The sequence below is a fragment of the Roseovarius sp. W115 genome, assembly GCF_032842945.2.
In the GTDB taxonomy this organism is placed as follows: Bacteria; Pseudomonadota; Alphaproteobacteria; order Rhodobacterales; family Rhodobacteraceae; genus Roseovarius; species Roseovarius rhodophyticola.
The window spans coordinates 1,347,853-1,363,942 of sequence record NZ_CP146606.1; the positions used below are offsets into that span (position 1 = coordinate 1,347,853).

The window sequence follows — 16,090 nt, forward strand, 5'->3', positions numbered from 1 at the left end:
GTCTACATGCAGGTGCATGATCACACAAGCCCCCTAATCTGCGCAAAAACTGCGCAAAATCATGGCAATGCACTGCACGCAGCTGGGCCAAAACGGACAGCATCGGAACAGTTGAGACAGGAGTATTCCATGCATCGATCCGCCGGGCTTCGCTTTATCATCGTGGGGCTATTGGTCTTGCTCATGACCATCCCCGTCTTCTTCGTGGGCGCCATCATCGACAGCCGCGCAGACTACAATCGCCAGACCATAAGCTCGGTCGGCCATGAATGGGGCGGGGCGCAAAAGCTATCTGGCCCCGTGCTGATCATCCCTGTGGAAGAAACCGTGACAGTGCGAGAAAAGAGTGAGGTGATTGACCCGCTGACCGGCGAGCAAAAGCTCGACGCCAAGGACAGGCCGGTCTTTCAATTCAAGACCGTGACCAAAACATTGCGCCGTGCCCCGGTCTATATCCTGCCGGATAAACTCGACATCGAAATTGAAAAAACGACACAGGAACGCAGCCGAGGTATTTTTACCGTTCCGGTCTACACCTCAAAATCCGACATGGCCTTTGATTTCCCGGCAGAGGATGCCGAGAACGTTTTGCGCGGCGAAGAAGTGCTTTTGTGGGACAAGGCCGAGCTGCGCATCAATGTCAGCTCCAACCGCGCCTTGCGTGGGGAAACGCGGCTTCTGGCCGATGGTCGAAGCCTGGCTATGGAACCAGCGGCCAGCGACAATCGCTGGGTCGGTGGTGTACGGGCGGCCACGGGGGATCCCAGGGCGATCAAGGCTTACACGCTCAAGCTTGGTTTCAATGGTGCCGAAGCTGTTTCATTTGCGCCAGTTGGACGCGAAACGCGGGTGGTGATGCGCTCGGACTGGCCCCATCCGGAGTTCCAAGGCGCGTTCCTTCCGGACACACGGGAAATTACCGAGACGGGGTTCACCGCAGAATGGGTGATTCCCCATTTGGCACGCGCCCTGCCACAGATCAGCCGTGAAGATCAGGATGAACTTGCCCGCAACGAGACCAGCTTTGGCGTCGGCCTCTACCGTCCCAATGATTTTTACCAAAAGGCCTATCGCGCCGCACGCTACGGTGTGCTGTTTATCGGGCTGACCTTCCTCACAATCTACCTTGTTGAGGGTCAGACCAAGCGCCCGACCCACCCGGTGCAATACATCCTGATTGGCCTGGCGCAGTCGACCTTTTTCCTGTTGATGCTGGCGCTATCAGAACAAGTAGGGTTTGCTTTGGCCTATCTCATTGCCGGAAGTGCCACGGTGGGTTTGGTGACTGCCTTTGCGGCAACCGCGCTGAAACTGGGCAAACGGACTTTGGTTGTCGCAGTCTTGCTGGCCGTGCTGTACGGCGTGCTTTACCTCATCCTGCGCAGCGCGGACTATGCCCTTCTGGCGGGATCCATTCTGCTCTTTGCGGCCATCGCAGGCACCATGTTCGCGACCCGCAATGAGAACTGGTATGGCGAGCCACGCGAAGGCCCGCGCCGCGGATGGTTCCGCCGGGCAGAGCCAAAAACACCGGACACACCTGCGCCCGCAGGCTGACGCCACGTTTCTTTCCCACCTACGGACCAGCCCTGTTAGGCTGGTCCACAACGGGAGGGAAGAATGCCTGACAAAACAGATGTTGCGATCATCGGGGGCGGCTTGTCCGGCCTCGTTGCCGCATTTGAAGCAACAAAGCGAGGGCGCAAAGTCGTTCTCATTGACCAAGAAGGACCGCAATCATTGGGCGGTCAGGCGTTTTGGTCCCTTGGCGGTTTGTTCATGATCGACACCCCCGAACAGCGGCGCATGGGCATCCGCGACAGCCGCGCTTTGGCAGAACAGGGCTGGCTGGGAAGTGCCGGGTTTGACCGCGCCGAAGATGCGATGCCACAGGCCTGGGCCAGCGCCTATCTCGACTTCGCCGCAGGTCCAATGCGAACTTATCTGCAAGAGATCGGGATGCGATGGTTTCCCGTAGTCGGCTGGGCCGAGCGTGGCGGTGGCGCCGCAGATGGGCACGGCAATTCCGTACCACGTTTTCACATCACCTGGGGCACGGGCGAAGGCATCATTGCGCCCTTTGTGCAGCTCGCCCGAGAGGCAGAGGCCACCGGACAATTGCAGTTTGCGTTTCGGCACCGCGTGACCGAGCTTGTTGCGACCGATGGCAGGATCACAGGTGTGCACGGTGAGGTCTTGGCCGAGGATGAAGCCGTTCGCGGGGCATCCACTACGCGCGAAGTTACAGGCAGCTTCGAAATTGAAGCCGAGAACGTGATCGTGGCCTCAGGCGGCATTGGCGGTGACCATAACAAGGTGCGCGCCCTCTGGCCCACAGACCGGCTTGGCCCCGCCCCGGACCGCATGGTGGCGGGCGTGCCCGACTACGTGGATGGCCAGATGCAGGAGATTGCCAAAGCTGCCGGGGCCGATGCCATCAACGAAGACCGCATGTGGCACTATTGCGAAGGAGTGCAGAATTGGAATCCGATCTGGCCCAATCACGGCATTCGCATTCTGCCAGGGCCGTCTTCGATATGGTTTGATGCACAGGGCAACCGGATGGAGGCGCCTTGCCTGCCCGGGTTTGACACGCTCTCAACTTTGCGTCGCATCCTGTCCACAGGCCACAGCCACAGCTGGTTCATCCTCACGCAAAAGATCATCGAAAAGGAATTCGCGCTGTCAGGCAGCGAGCAAAACCCAGACCTGACATCGGGCAAATGGAGCGCCGTGTTGAAGGAGCGTCTGGGCAAAGGGGTCACACGCGCTGTTGAGGCATTCAAGGACAACGGCGCAGACTTTGTCGTGGCACAAACCCTTGATGCATTGGTCGACGAGATGAACAGGCTCACGCCAAATACGCCGCTGGATCCGACCCATCTGCATGCCCAGATCGCCGCGCGCGATGCACAGCTGAACAACCCTTTCGCCAAGGATGCTCAGATCATCGCGATCCGTCAGGCCCGTGCCTATCGCGGGGATAAACTCATCCGTACGGCCAAGCCACACGCCATTCTGGACCCCGAGAACGGCCCATTGATCGCCGTGCGGCTGAACATTCTCACACGTAAATCCTTGGGTGGATTACACACCGATCTTGAGGCGCGAGCCTTGCGGTCTGATGGGTCAGTACTTGAAGGGCTTCTTGCGGCTGGTGAAGTCGCAGGTTTTGGAGGTGGCGGTTACCACGGATACAACGCATTGGAAGGAACCTTCCTGGGCGGGTGTGTTTTCTCGGGTCTCAAGGCCGGTCAATCCGCCTGACCCGCAGATTGACAAATCGCCTCTGTCCGGGTGCTAGTAAGGCATGACTTTGCATGACCACCTGAAACGATTTCCACGCGCTCGGATGGGACATCTCCCCACCCCGCTTGAACCGATGCTAAACCTTGGCAAATCCGTTGGCATCGACCTTTGGGTCAAGCGCGACGACTGCACCGGGGTGGGTCTGGGCGGCAACAAGGTGCGGCAGTTGGAGTTCTATCTCGGCAAGGCACAAGCCGAAGGGGCCACGCAAGTTCTGATCACCGGGGCGATACAGTCGAATTTCGTACGCACTGCGGCGGCGATGGCCGCGCGTCTTGGCATGGGGTGCCACATACAGCTGGAAGACCGTGTGCCGGGCAAAAACGAGATATATCGCGAGAACGGCAATGTGCTTCTGGACCGGTTGCTTGGCGCGACACTGCACAGCTATCCCGAAGGCGAGGATGAAGCGGGAGCAGACGCGCAACTGCGGGTGATCGCAGAAGACTTGCGCCATGCCGGGGAACACCCCTTCATTGTTCCGCTCTCGGCGGATCAGCCACCCACCGGGGCATTGGGATACGCGGATGCCGCGATTGAATTGTTGTCACAGGCCGAGCAATTCGACGAGATTTTCCTGGCGTCCGGCTCTGCCATTACCCATTGCGGCCTGCTCTTTGGACTACGCGCGCTCGGCGACAAAACTCCAGTGACCGGTATTTGCGTGCGCCGAAACGCAGAAGTGCAAACGGATCGAGTCACGAGACGCATACAAGATCTGGCTGAACTGACGGGCATGGAAAACCCGGTGACGCCCAAAGATATCCGCCTCGACGACAGCGCCTTTGCGCCCGGCTATGGCCAGCTTTCTGACCCACTGATCTCGGCTATGCAACTCACTGCACGCACCGAAGGGCTGATCCTTGATCCCGTCTACACCGGAAAAGTCATGGCCGGGCTTCTCGCTCAAAAAGATCGACTGGCCGGAAAGCGTGTCCTGTTCTGGCATACAGGCGGGCAGCCGGCGCTCTTTGCCTATGCTGACCTATTGGACGCCAAGCTCAAATGATCGTCGTTGTTGGGCTGATCATAGCCTTTATTCTGATTGTTCTTTTCGCCAACCGCCGGACGCGCTCGTGCCGATGGCGGGCGGTGCGTTCAGGTGATCAGGACGGCCAAAGCCTTTATCGCTGTGCCGCCTGTGGTGCTGAAGTCTTTACATCCGATGGCAAAGTGCCGTCAGATTGCCACGCGTTTTCCAAAAGGTGATCCGCTCATGACCCAACCCCCTGATGCCGATGCGCGCCGCGCCGTCAAACCGGTGATATGCTATCCCAACGATACACTGCCCAAGCCCAATCTGGCACTTTATCAGGCTGCACGCGACGGGGCCACGAAGATTGATGAGGTCATCGCGCCCCCGCGTGAGGCTGCCTGTTTTCGTGCCGCCGCAGGACAATTCTTTCGCATCACCAGTGTCGAAGGCTCCCAAGTGGGCGACCTGAACCTATGGAATGCCAACGATCTGAGTGAACGGTTCTACTCCGGCAAAAGCCGCGCCTTGCACGGCACGCACCTGACCACCGGCGAACGCATGTGGTCAAGCTTTCCGCACCTGCGCCCCATGGCGACGATCACCGAGGACACTCTAGGCTGGTACGGCATCGACGCCTATGGCGGCTCAGTGCATGACGTGATTGGCACACGCTGCGATCCCTACACAGGGAACCTGCTGGCCGGATCGCAGTATCACCATTGCTGTCATTCCAATCTCACGCGGGCCTTGGCGGATGAGTTGGGTGTTTCTCTGTCTGAAGCCGAGCCACACGTGCATGACGTCCTCAACGTTTTCATGTGCACCGGCTTCACCCGCGACACGGGCCAGTATTTCATGAAATCGAGTCCCGTGCGACCCGGCGACTACATCGAGTTCTTCGCCGAAATCGACATCCTTGGCGCGCTCAGCGCCTGTCCCGGCGGCGACTGTTCGTCTGAACATTCCAGCGACACAGCGGTGTGCTATCCTCTCAAGGTCGAGGTGTTCGCCCCGCAAGCTGGCGCGCTGGACGAATGGCAGAGCCCTGATGTCAACGGCTATGACCGCAGTCACGGGCGCTAGAGCGAAAGGACATCTCCATGGGACAGGAAGAACTCCCCGACAATCAAGCCGACCGCGTGGATTGGGTCATCCGCGCGCCCGACAACCAGGAACTGCGCCGTCGCTACGATATCTGGGCTGCACAATATGACGGCGATGTCGGATCGGTGGACGACTATCTTGCGCCGCTGGAACTGGCCAAAACGGCAACCCGGCATCTCACACCGGACATGAGCATCATTGATGCAGGTGCTGGCACCGGACTGGTGGGCGAGGCCCTTCAGCGCGAAGGGTTCAATCATCTCACCGCACTGGATTTCTCTGAAAACATGCTGGACATCGCCCGCACCAAAGGCATCTATGCCGCACTGCACCAGTGCGATCTGAGTCAGCAAACAGCGTTAGATGCCGATTGTGCCGATGCGCTTGTCAGCTGTGGAACCACCACGCAAGTTCCCTGCGCCAGTTTGCGGGAATACGCCCGGCTGGTGCGGCCCGGCGGTAAAATCATCTTTGCAGCGGTTCAGGGCACGTGGGATGAATTTGGTTATGCCGATGTGCTGGCTGAGTTGGAATCCGCAGGCAAACTGCGCGTCACCGAGCGCGGCCAACCCTTCCAGATGATGCCGACAACCGAGCCGCAATTCATTTGTGAGATTTGGGTGATGAACGTGTCCTGACATTCATTCCGTGAGTATCGCGCTCACTTTCAACGCCCGCTGCGTGTTGCCCTCAACCTTCAGCTTGCCAGACATAAAGGCCATGACCGGGTTTTGATCCCCCGAAAGAATATTCCGAAACACCTCGTCACTGGCGATGAGCACCACATCCGCCTCGCCGTCACCTTCCCGCGCGCCTGCTTCATCAAGCATCACCGAGCCTTCCCCAGTGATGACGAGCTTCGCAGTCCCACGAATGGTCCCCTTGGCTTTTGGGTCCAGTTTTTCGACATATTCGGCAACAACAGCACTCATCTCGGCGGGTCCTTTGGTCTGGATATTGGTTTGGTCTGACGCCGGGCTGCGCACGGGTCAACGCAAACCTTACGTCAGTTCCAGCGCGTCAACGCGTCTTCGTCTTCATCCTTAGCCGCCACCCAATCTTCGCCTGATTTAGTGACTTCTTTCTTCCAGAACGGCGCGCGAGACTTCAGATAGTCCATCAGAAATTCCGCTGCTGCAAAGGCATCCACCCGATGCGGGGCCGAGGTGGCCACCATCATGATCAGGTCATCCGCCCTAAGCGCGCCATGTCGGTGAATGACCAGAACATCCCCAAGCGACCACCGCGTCTTGGCCTCTTGAGCGATCTTGGTCAGCGCCTTTTCGGTCATGCCCGGATAATGCTCGATCTGCATCACATCGAGCCCCTCGGCGAGGTCACGCACAATACCGGTAAAGCTGACAACGGCACCCATGCCGGTCTGCCGTGCGGCAAACCTGTTCAGTTCTGCGCCCAGATCAAACTCAACATCCTGAACGCGCACGTCCATGTGCCTCAACCTCCGGTCATGGGCGGAAAGAACGCGACCTCGCGCACCCCGGACAAGGGCGTATCAAAGTCGGCAAGTTCCTGATCGACGGCCACGCGCAACGCATCCAAATCGGCAAAGGCCGCTTCATAGCGCGGCTCACGCGCACGCAATTCTTGTACCAGCTCACGCACCGTCGCGGCACCAGTATCTACTGTGTCCTTGGGTTGACCGATCCGCTCGCGCACCCAGGCAAAATAAAGCACATCCATCGCTCAATCCTTCAGATACGGCACCGACTTGCGGAAATAGTCGATCCCGGAAATCAGCGTCATGGCTGCAGCCAGCCACAACAGCCACAGCCCTGCATGTCCAGATATGATCATCCCCTGAAACTTCCAGCGTAGACCAAAGAGATCTTCCTCACGCCCCTCCAGAATATCGACCACAATCTGATCATTCATTCCCAGCGAAGACATACCAAAGTAGTGTTCGAACACGCCTTGAGCAAAGAGCACGGCAATGGCGATCATCTGAAACGTCGTTTTCCACTTGGCCAATTGTGTGACCTTCAACGTCCCCGCCGTGTCGCCGAGGTATTCGCGCAGGCCCGAAACAAACACCTCACGAAACAGAATGACTGTGGCCGGAAGCACCAGCCAGGGAGACATAGAGGAATACCCCAGGATCACAGCCAATGCGATTACCACCATCGCCTTGTCTGCAATGGGGTCAAGCATCGTGCCAAGCTTTGTTGTCTGTTTCCAAAGGCGTGCCAGATACCCATCAAACCAATCGGTCACTGCCGCGCTGACAAACAGAACCAGGGCAAACCAATCCGCCCAGGGGCGATTGAAGTAAAGGAACATCACTGCCACCATTGGCGCCGCCAATAGGCGCAGCAGAGTCAGCACATTTGGAATGTTCCATGTCATAAAGAACTTAGTAGACCCAAGCGCCACATGGGGAAAGCCCTGTTCTTGCGGCTTTCATCGTTCCGGAAATACTCTGGGGAGCGCGGGGGGCAAAAGCTCTCACCCTTTCTCATGAAAGTGATCATAGACCTTTTGCGCCAACGCTTCGGACACCCCCTCGACCGCCTTCAAATCTGCAAGAGCGGCTCGGCTCACGGCCTTAGCCGATCCAAAATGCGCCAAAAGCGCCCGTTTTCGTGCAGCACCCACACCGGCTATGTCATCCAGCGGCGATGCGCCCACCGCCTTGGCGCGTTTGGCCCGGTGCGTACCAATCGCAAACCGATGTGCTTCATCACGCAAGCGTTGAATGAAATAGAGCACCGGATCATTGTGGCGTAACGCCATTGGCATTTTGCCTGTCCGGTGGAATTCTTCCTTGCCGTGATCCCGGTCCACGCCCTTGGCCACGCCCACCATCGGCAGATTGTCGACGCCCATCTCACGCATGATTTGAGCCACTGCGCTCACCTGCCCGGCACCCCCGTCAATCAAAAGCAAATCTGGCCAAAGCCCTTTCTCCCGTTCAGGATCTTCTTTCTGCAGCCGTTTCAATCGTCGCTTCAGAACCTCTTTCATCATCCCGAAGTCATCTCCCGGGGTTAACTCTTCACCCTTGATATTGAACTTGCGATACTGGCTCTTCATGAACCCTTCCGGGCCGGCAACGATCATGGCCCCGACGGCAAACGCACCCTGGATGTGCGAGTTGTCATAAACCTCGATCCGCTCAGGCGGGGCTTGCAGATCAAACGCCTCAGCAACACCCTTGAGCAGCTTGGCCTGCGTCGCGGATTCCGACATCTTGCGCGCCAGACTTTCCCGCGCATTGCGTAGCCCGGCCTCGATCAACTCCGCCTTCTCGCCACGTTGCGGGACAAGGATTTCAACCTTGCGTCCCAACTTGCCCGACAGCGCATCCGCCATCAGGTCCGCATTCTCAATCTCATGGCTCAGGATCAGTTGCCGTGCAGGATCCTTGGTGTCATAAAATTGTCCCAGGAACGCTTCCAAAACCTCGGCCTCGGCAACATCTGCGCCGACACGCGGATAGAAGTCCTTGTTCCCCCAATTCTGCCCAGCCCGGATAAAGAAGACCTGAACACATGCCTGACCTTTGTCCATATGCAATGCCACAAGATCAGCCTCATCCACGGTGCGCGGGTTAATGCCTTGCGCAGTCTGCACCTGCGTCAGCGCCTTGATCCGGTCGCGAAGTGCAGCAGCGCGCTCAAACTCCATCGCTTCAGACGCCTCTTGCATCTGCGCTCCGAGCTTTTCCTGTATCTCTGTGGATTTGCCTGAGAGATAGCGTTGTGCATCGGCTACTTGCGCCGCGTATTCTGGCTTTGAGATCAGCCCGACACAAGGCGCAGTGCAGCGTTTGATTTGATATTGCAAGCAGGGACGCGTGCGCGTTTCAAACTGCGTGTCTGTGCAATTGCGCAACTGAAACACGCGCTGTAGCTGACCCAATGTGCGGTTTACAGCACCGGCACTGGCAAAGGGACCGTAGTAGCGCCCCTTCTCTTTTTTCGCGCCACGGTGCTTCTTGATCATCGGGAAGTCATGCCCCGTGACAAGGATATTTGGAAAACTCTTGTCGTCGCGCAGAAGCACATTGTAGCGCGGTTTGAGCTGCTTGATCAGGTTTTGCTCAAGCAAGAGCGCTTCGGTTTCCGTGGCGGTCGTCAGGAACATCATCGACGCGGTCTCCGAGATCATCCGCGCAATACGCGGCGTGTGCCCCGTTGGTCGCGAATAGCTCGACACCCGTGCTTTCAGATTGCGCGCCTTGCCCACATAAAGCACCTGCGACTGCGCCCCCAACATCCGGTATACACCCGGCGATCCATCAAGGGTTTTGAGATAGCTCAGGATAACCTCATGCCCTGTCGGGATGGGTTCTTCATCGGCCTCAGAATGCGGTGTCTGCTCGGACATATGCCTGACTTATGATTCTCATGCTGCGCTGCAATCTTATCGAAGTGGGAGCAAGAGGAAACATGTCCACGAAAGATGTGGATAAGTTTGCTGATAACTTTTGGACAGGGTGGTTTTTTCGTTGTTTTCAGGCGCTTTCGTTGATTTGCCTAAAAAATAGGCAGTTATGTAGCCTTTTGATTTTAAAAGGAAAAAACTTCTTCCAAAGTCAAAACACTGAAAACATTAAAACTTTTGTGAAGACTGCATGTCAATTCCGTGAACGGTGAACAACTTGGCGCTGCACATCACAGATCGACACCCACCACATCGGGAGTTTGCCAGGCAAGATGCTGTCCACCATCGACGCAAAGTAGCTGCCCTGTGATGGCAGGAGCGTCGATGAAATAGCCCAAGGCCGCCGTGATATCTGCCGGACTCGCACCACGTTTAAGAACCGTACGCGCCCGTTGTTTGGCAAACTGCTCAGATGTTTGTTCCGTACTTTGTAGGGTCGGCCCTGGCCCAATTCCGTTGACGCGCACACGCGGGGCCAGCGCCTGCGCGGCAGTTCTGGTCATCGCCCAAAGACCCATCTTCGCAATCGTATAGCTCGCGAAATCCGGAGTCAGCTTGCGCACACGCTGGTCGATCATGTTAACCACCAAACCTTGGGCGACCGGCTCGTTCATGTCGTCCATCACCGGGTCCGGGATTTGCGAGGCCAGCGCCTGCGTGAGCACGAATGGCGCCCGCAGATTGGACTCGATATGCATATCCCAACTATGTCGCGTCGCCGTTTCATAGGTGTCCTGCTCAAAAATCGACGCATTGTTCACGAGCAAAGTCAGCGGCCCACCCAGCGCCGCTACTGCACTCGGGACCAGCGACTGTACGGCACCTTCATCAAGCAAGTTCGCCTGAAGCGCAGCGGCTGTTTGATCCATCGAACGGATCTCTTTAACAACTTCGTCGGCCCCGGCAGAAGAGGTGGCGTAGTGAACCGCCACATCAAACCCTCGACGCCCCAGATACAGCGCCATTTCCCGGCCAACTCTTTTGCCCGCCCCGGTTACAAGCGCGCGTTTTGGTGAAGTCTTTGCCACAAAGTTGCTCCCCTCAGGTCAAGACAACAAGAATGTAGACCAGATATAGCGCAGTCAAACAAACACCCCAGACTCGGGTAATGTCGCGCTTGAAAAAAACGAACGGGATAATGAGGAGCGATGCACCTAGCATCACCCACAAATCAAATCTGAGGAACTCAGGATCAACAGGGATCGACCCAACAAGCGTTGTGATGCCGATAATGGCCAATAGGTTGAACATGTTCGACCCAATGACATTGCCCAACGCCACATCCGCCTGTCCACGCCGTGCGGCCATAACGGTCGTTGCCAATTCCGGCAATGATGTGCCCAGCGCCACAAGCGTCAGGCCGATCACAGCATCGCTGACCCCAAAGCTCTTGGCGATTATCGACGCATTGGTGACCAACAAATCCGCGCCCAGTGGCAGCCCAACAAGCCCAAGCGCAAGAAAGACAATGATCTGCCACCAGGGCATGTTTGGATCCGCGCCTTCAAGCTCTTCTTCGTCCTCCTCGGCACATCCGGCTTCCGGTGCGCCACAGGACTTGCGATGGCGATGCGCATCGCGAAAAGCGTCGAACAGCACATAGGCCAAAATCGCCAGCAATATGGACCCCGCGAGCGCATCAAATACGCCTCGAAATGCAAGAGCAATGAACACGAGCGTCGATACGATCATGAAAACATAGGTTTTGCGCGTGTTGCAATGTGACGTGTAGAGCACGGCAAGCATCGCCGGGACGCCCATCACCAACAGAATGTTCGCTGTGTTGGAGCCAACAACATTGCCCAGAGCCAGGCCCGGCTTGCCTTCCAGAACGGCGTTGATCGCGATCAACAGTTCAGGTGCAGAGGTGCCAAAGGCGACAATGGTGAGGCTCACGATAAGCGCTGGAACACCCAGACGAAGGCTTAGGTTCACGGCGCCTTTGACAAGAGCATCCCCAGCCAGAAGCAAGATCAGCAGGCCCAGGCCAGAGAGCAGCCAAGGCATCATGCGCGGCCATCCTTACCACATGGGCAGCGTCCCTTTCCGATCCGAAACCGTCCGCATTTAGAGCACTTGGCGGATTGAAGCTTTTTTGCCCAGGAAAGCGCAGTCGCCCGAACATCGCCAGAATGGCCATGAACACCAGAAAGAGTATGGCGATCTTCGATAGCACGTCAGAGACCGAACCGCGCATAAGCCGCGCGCTCTTCTATTGCGGCAAAGGCGTCTTCGGCCATGGTCATACCAAAGCGTTGAAAAAGACCCCGCTTGCGGCCATAGACCGAGAAGCGCACCTTGTCGCCGTAGAGTTGTTTGAGCTTGGGAACCAGATGCCCGACCCCGTCAGCCAAGCCAAGCTCAACACCACGAGAGCCCAACCAGAATTCACCTGTGAAAAGATCCACATCACTGGTCAACCGATCACCACGTCGCGTCTTGATCTGAGCTGTGAACGACGTGTGCATGTCCTCAAGCAGGGACTTGAGCCGCGCCACATCTTCTTTCTTTTCCGGCATGAAGGGATCGAGCGTGCTCTTGGATTTTCCGGCGGTGTAAACACGGCGCTCAATGCCTTGTCTTGACAAAAACACATGCGCCCCGAACCCCGCCGAGATCACCCCGATAGACCCGACAATCGAATTCTCATCGACCCAAATGTCATCCGCCGCGCTTGCCAGCCAATACCCGCCAGACGCCGCCACATCCTCAACAAAGGCATGGACCGGAATTTCCTTTTCCTCCGCCAGCCTTCGGATACGCGCGGCAATAAGCGCCGATTGCACCGGCGACCCCCTGGCGAATTGATCACCAAAGCCACCGCAGCGGGCTTGCCTTTGCGAAAGGCCTTTTCAATCACGGGCGCCATGGCCTCGTCATTCAGAGGCAACCGCCCTCCGGCGCCAATGGCACCGTTCAAGCGAACGACCGCAACCATAGGGTTCCGGTTGATGAAAGGCAGACGCAATTCCATTGGTGGCATGTAGAATGTCGAGCCCGCGCCGACAAGGTGTGTGGCGTCATGGTTTGAAAACGTGACCTAAAAAGATTGGGTCACGGGCATTTTGGCCACGCCATACGCTCCCGTCATTTTTCCGCCTCAGCTTCTGATGCGGTAGCCCGTTTTGAAGATGCGCCAGACCAGAAACAAGCAGATCGCAGTAAAGGCTGCGATGGCGAAAAGGCTAAAACCGATGGACACATCCGCCTGCCCAAAAAAGGACCAGCGAAAGCCCGAGACAAGATAGACCACCGGATTGAAAAGCGTGATGGTCTGCCAGACCGGTGGCAGCATCGAGATTGAGTAAAAAGACCCACCGAGGAAGACCAGAGGCGTGACGATCAGGAGGGGCACAAGCTGTAGCTGCTCGAAACTCTGCGCCCATATGCCGATGATGAACCCGAAAAGCGAAAAGCTTATGCAGGTCATCAGAAGGAAGGCCACCATGGCGAGTGGATACTGAATTTGCAGGTCCACAAAAAGCGCAGCAGTGGCAAGGATCACGGTGCCGATGAACAGCGCCTTGGTCGCCGCCGCACCGACATAACCAATGACAATCTCAAAGAAGGTGACCGGGGCGGAGAGCAACTCGAAAATTGTGCCGATGAATTTTGGGAAGTAAATCCCGAATGACGCCGCCGAGATGGCCTGTGTCATGACCGACAACATGATCAACCCGGGCACAATGAACGCGCCATAGCTGACGCCTTCCACCTCTTGAATCCGAGAGCCTATCGCGGCCCCAAAGACAACGAAATACAGTGAGGTCGACAGAACCGGCGATACAAAGCTCTGCAAAAGCGTGCGAAAAAACCGCGCCATTTCAAATTTATAGATGGCTCTGATCGCAAGGAAGTTCATGCCGCACCCTCCTTTACGAGACCCACGAAAATCTCTTCCAGACTGGACTCTTTCGTCTGAATATCACGCAGCGACAGCCCCGCCCCTGCAAGATCCTGCAGGAGCCGCGTGATACCCGTCCGCTCGGCCCGTGTGTCGTAGGTGTAGGTCAGGCTGGCGCCATCCGTACTCAGCTCAAGATCATATCCGGCCAGCGCCTCTGGCACGGCCTGCACCGCCGTGGTGAGGTCAATCCGAAGCACTTTGCGCCCCAGCTGCTTCATTAGCGCAGCTTTCTCTTCGACCAAAAGGATTTCACCCCCGTTGATCACCGCCACGCGGTCGGCAATCGCCTCCGCCTCTTCGATGTAATGCGTCGTCAGGATAATGGTCACACCGTCCTGACGCAGTTCCTCAACGATCTGCCACATGTCCCGGCGCAACTCGACATCGACGCCCGCAGTGGGCTCATCCAAAAACAAAACCCGTGGCTCATGACAGAGCGCCTTGGCAATGAGCACCCGGCGCTTCATCCCGCCCGACAGTTCCTTGATCTGCGCGTCGCGTTTGTCCCACAAGGTCAGCTGCCGCAAAATCCGCTCGATCAGCGCATCATTGCGCGGCTTGCCAAAAAGCCCCCGCGAAAAGCGCACCGTGTTGATCACCTTCTCAAACGGCTCCAGCGCCACCTCTTGTGGCACAAGCCCAATCAACCGCCGCGCCTCTCTGAAATCCTTCTGAATGTCATGGCCGCCAACAATGGCGGAGCCAGAGCTGGGCTGGGTGATGCCACACAGCGTCGAAATAAGGGTCGTCTTGCCCGCCCCATTGGGCCCCAGCAATGCAAGGATTTCACCTGCCTGAATGGTCAGAGACACGCCCTTGAGCGCTTCGAACCCTCCATTATAGGTTTTTCTAAGGTCTTTAACCTCGACAATAGCTGGCATTGTGTCCCCGCTTTTCACGCGCATGCCTGGTGATGGCGTATCGGGCAATTTAACTCCCTGACTTCGGTGTGCAACATACACATCACCCGAGGGACTTGTGCATTTTTGCATATCAATGACACCCTATCGTCAACGCTGTGTTTCCAAGTTCTGGATTGATTAGCGCTCCCTTAACCTCAACCATGAGATGTTGAGGCGGGTTGGGTCCGCCTTGGGGTTACGTGTGTTTTCAATGGGGTAAGGGCTAATGAAACACCTGTCTTTTCTGGTCGTGGCACTGGTGTGTCTGGGCGTCGCCGGGTGCACTGAAACAATTCAACCTGAGGAAAACCCGCGTATTCTTCTGATGGGGGATTCGATGATGGCGGTGCATGGTGTGCGCGGTCAGGCGGTTGCCGACGCCGTGGAACGACGCCTGGGCGAACAGGTCGTGGATCGCTCAGTCACAGGCGCGCGTTTTCTCTATGCCTTGCCGATATCTGGGGCTGCAGGCCTCAACATCACCAAGCAGTATCGCAAGGGCAACTGGAACTGGGTTGTCCTGAATGGCGGAGGCAATGATTTGCTATGGGGCTGTGGCTGCGGCCATGCAGGGGCAAGATCGACCGCTTGATTTCCGAAGACGGACGGCGCGGCGTGATCCCCGGCTTTGTCTCAAAGATGCGTCAATCCGGGGCCAATGTGGTCTTTGTGGGGTACCTGCGCACCCCCGGTGTCACCTCTCCGATTGAGCACTGCGTTGACGAAGGTCAGGAAATGGATCGTCGTGTGGCCAAACTGGCGGCCCTGGACAGAGGCGTACACTTCGTCTCCCTGCAAGACCTCGTTCCCGATGGCGACCGAAGCTATCACGCGGTTGATCTGATCCATCCATCCACCAAGGGCAGTGATGCCATAGGCGCGCGGATTGCCGAGACAATTATGAAATAAGCCGCTTGAGCCAGCCCTTCTTTTCCGCCTCTTCCGGGGCATCGTCCTCGCTTGGACCTTCGATAACCTTTTCAAGGTTCTCGAAAAACTGATCCGCCATCTTTTTGGCAAACCCATCCACGATCCGGCTGCCAAGCTGCGCCAGCTTGCCACCGACCTTGGCATCCACGTCATAGGCCAGCTCGATACCCTCATCGGTCTCGGTCAACCGCACATCGGCACCCCCCTTGGCAAAACCGGCCGCACCGCCTTTGCCTTCGCCATCAAGACGAAGGCTCTCGCCCTCCACAATGTTCGACAGTGTCACCGTTCCTTTGAACGTGGCTTTCACGGGGCCGACCTTTTGCACAACCGTGGCCTCAAACCCGTCTTCGGGTGTTCCGGAAAGGTCCTTGGCACCCGGCACACATTCCTTAAGCACCTCAGCGCTCAAGAGCGCATTCCAGACGGTGGACTTGTCCGCGTTGATCATGCGTGCGCCGCTCATATGCATCGTAAGACTCCCTGAACTCTGACCTTTCCTTGGTAGTCGAATCGCGATCAGAGGCCAAGACCCGCATAGGGGTCGCAAATGGGCCA

At 57.2% G+C, this 16,090-nt stretch carries 17 protein-coding genes and 2 pseudogenes; 7 read left to right on the plus strand and 12 right to left on the minus strand.

Annotated features, from left to right (window positions below; all coding sequences use genetic code 11):
- Positions 1 to 129: 129 nt before the first annotated feature.
- The 5 genes from creD (at position 130) to RZS32_RS06915 (ending at position 6,027) form a co-directional block, all read left to right on the plus strand.
- On the plus strand, positions 130 to 1,557 hold the full coding sequence (creD, locus tag RZS32_RS06895) for a cell envelope integrity protein CreD (RefSeq protein WP_317056280.1): 1,428 nt from the start codon (positions 130 to 132) through the stop codon (positions 1,555 to 1,557).
- A gap of 63 nt (positions 1,558 to 1,620) precedes the next feature.
- Positions 1,621 to 3,267, plus strand: a complete 1,647-nt coding sequence (locus RZS32_RS06900; protein ID WP_317056281.1) for an FAD-binding dehydrogenase — start codon at positions 1,621 to 1,623, stop codon at positions 3,265 to 3,267.
- Between the two features lie 85 nt (positions 3,268 to 3,352).
- A complete protein-coding gene (locus tag RZS32_RS06905; protein WP_339106857.1) occupies positions 3,353 to 4,318 on the plus strand; it encodes a D-cysteine desulfhydrase family protein in 966 nt (321 codons plus the stop codon).
- 207 nt (positions 4,319 to 4,525) lie between these two features.
- Complete coding sequence (locus RZS32_RS06910; RefSeq protein WP_317056284.1) at positions 4,526 to 5,368, plus strand: urea carboxylase-associated family protein; 843 nt, start codon at positions 4,526 to 4,528, stop codon at positions 5,366 to 5,368.
- 17 nt (positions 5,369 to 5,385) lie between these two features.
- The gene (locus RZS32_RS06915; protein ID WP_317056285.1) at positions 5,386 to 6,027 is read left to right on the plus strand and encodes a class I SAM-dependent DNA methyltransferase; all 642 of its coding nucleotides are present in this window, start codon (positions 5,386 to 5,388) and stop codon (positions 6,025 to 6,027) included.
- A gap of 3 nt (positions 6,028 to 6,030) precedes the next feature.
- Here the strand turns inward: RZS32_RS06915 and RZS32_RS06920 are convergent, their stop codons facing one another.
- From RZS32_RS06920 to RZS32_RS06970, 11 genes and pseudogenes are all read right to left on the minus strand, one after another.
- Positions 6,031 to 6,321: an SCP2 sterol-binding domain-containing protein gene (locus tag RZS32_RS06920; RefSeq protein ID WP_317056286.1), complete on the minus strand. Its 291-nt coding sequence runs from the start codon at positions 6,319 to 6,321 to the stop codon at positions 6,031 to 6,033.
- A gap of 74 nt (positions 6,322 to 6,395) precedes the next feature.
- A complete protein-coding gene (locus tag RZS32_RS06925; protein ID WP_317056287.1) occupies positions 6,396 to 6,839 on the minus strand; it encodes a molybdenum cofactor biosynthesis protein MoaE in 444 nt (147 codons plus the stop codon).
- A 5-nt stretch (positions 6,840 to 6,844) separates the two neighbouring features.
- A complete protein-coding gene (gene moaD, locus RZS32_RS06930) occupies positions 6,845 to 7,090 on the minus strand; it encodes a molybdopterin converting factor subunit 1 (RefSeq protein ID WP_317056288.1) in 246 nt (81 codons plus the stop codon).
- A gap of 3 nt (positions 7,091 to 7,093) precedes the next feature.
- Positions 7,094 to 7,753 (minus strand): CDP-diacylglycerol--glycerol-3-phosphate 3-phosphatidyltransferase, encoded by a 660-nt coding sequence (gene pgsA / locus RZS32_RS06935; RefSeq protein ID WP_317056289.1) that lies wholly within the window; start codon positions 7,751 to 7,753, stop codon positions 7,094 to 7,096.
- Positions 7,754 to 7,852: 99 nt separating this feature from the next.
- Complete coding sequence (gene uvrC / locus RZS32_RS06940; RefSeq protein WP_317056290.1) at positions 7,853 to 9,736, minus strand: excinuclease ABC subunit UvrC; 1,884 nt, start codon at positions 9,734 to 9,736, stop codon at positions 7,853 to 7,855.
- A 287-nt stretch (positions 9,737 to 10,023) separates the two neighbouring features.
- Entirely contained in the window at positions 10,024 to 10,821 is a 798-nt protein-coding gene (locus RZS32_RS06945; RefSeq protein ID WP_317056291.1) for an SDR family oxidoreductase, read from the minus strand.
- Positions 10,822 to 10,834: 13 nt separating this feature from the next.
- Complete coding sequence (locus RZS32_RS06950) at positions 10,835 to 11,803, minus strand: calcium/sodium antiporter (RefSeq protein WP_317056292.1); 969 nt, start codon at positions 11,801 to 11,803, stop codon at positions 10,835 to 10,837.
- A pseudogene (locus RZS32_RS06955) lies at positions 11,800 to 11,990 on the minus strand (hypothetical protein). The gene RZS32_RS06950 and the pseudogene RZS32_RS06955 overlap by 4 nt, the downstream one beginning before the upstream one ends.
- Positions 11,971 to 12,767, minus strand: a pseudogene (locus tag RZS32_RS06960) (S49 family peptidase). The pseudogenes RZS32_RS06955 and RZS32_RS06960 overlap by 20 nt, the downstream one beginning before the upstream one ends.
- A 126-nt stretch (positions 12,768 to 12,893) precedes the next feature.
- Entirely contained in the window at positions 12,894 to 13,655 is a 762-nt protein-coding gene (locus RZS32_RS06965) for an ABC transporter permease (RefSeq protein WP_317056295.1), read from the minus strand.
- On the minus strand, positions 13,652 to 14,581 hold the full coding sequence (locus RZS32_RS06970; RefSeq protein WP_317057853.1) for an ABC transporter ATP-binding protein: 930 nt from the start codon (positions 14,579 to 14,581) through the stop codon (positions 13,652 to 13,654). Before RZS32_RS06970 ends, RZS32_RS06965 begins: the two co-directional genes overlap by 4 nt.
- A 247-nt stretch (positions 14,582 to 14,828) precedes the next feature.
- Here RZS32_RS06970 and RZS32_RS06975 point away from each other — a divergent pair, with 247 nt between their 5' ends.
- The gene (locus RZS32_RS06975) at positions 14,829 to 15,194 is read left to right on the plus strand and encodes an SGNH/GDSL hydrolase family protein (protein WP_317056296.1); all 366 of its coding nucleotides are present in this window, start codon (positions 14,829 to 14,831) and stop codon (positions 15,192 to 15,194) included.
- Positions 15,191 to 15,511, plus strand: a complete 321-nt coding sequence (locus RZS32_RS06980) for an SGNH/GDSL hydrolase family protein (protein WP_317056297.1) — start codon at positions 15,191 to 15,193, stop codon at positions 15,509 to 15,511. Before RZS32_RS06975 ends, RZS32_RS06980 begins: the two co-directional genes overlap by 4 nt.
- Here RZS32_RS06980 and RZS32_RS06985 read toward each other — a convergent pair.
- Positions 15,501 to 16,004 carry a CoxG family protein gene (locus tag RZS32_RS06985; RefSeq protein ID WP_317056298.1) on the minus strand — a complete coding sequence of 168 codons (504 nt, stop codon included), beginning with the start codon at positions 16,002 to 16,004 and terminating at the stop codon, positions 15,501 to 15,503. The two genes, RZS32_RS06980 and RZS32_RS06985, sit on opposite strands and share 11 nt — an antisense overlap.
- Between the last annotated feature and the right edge of the window lie 86 nt (positions 16,005 to 16,090).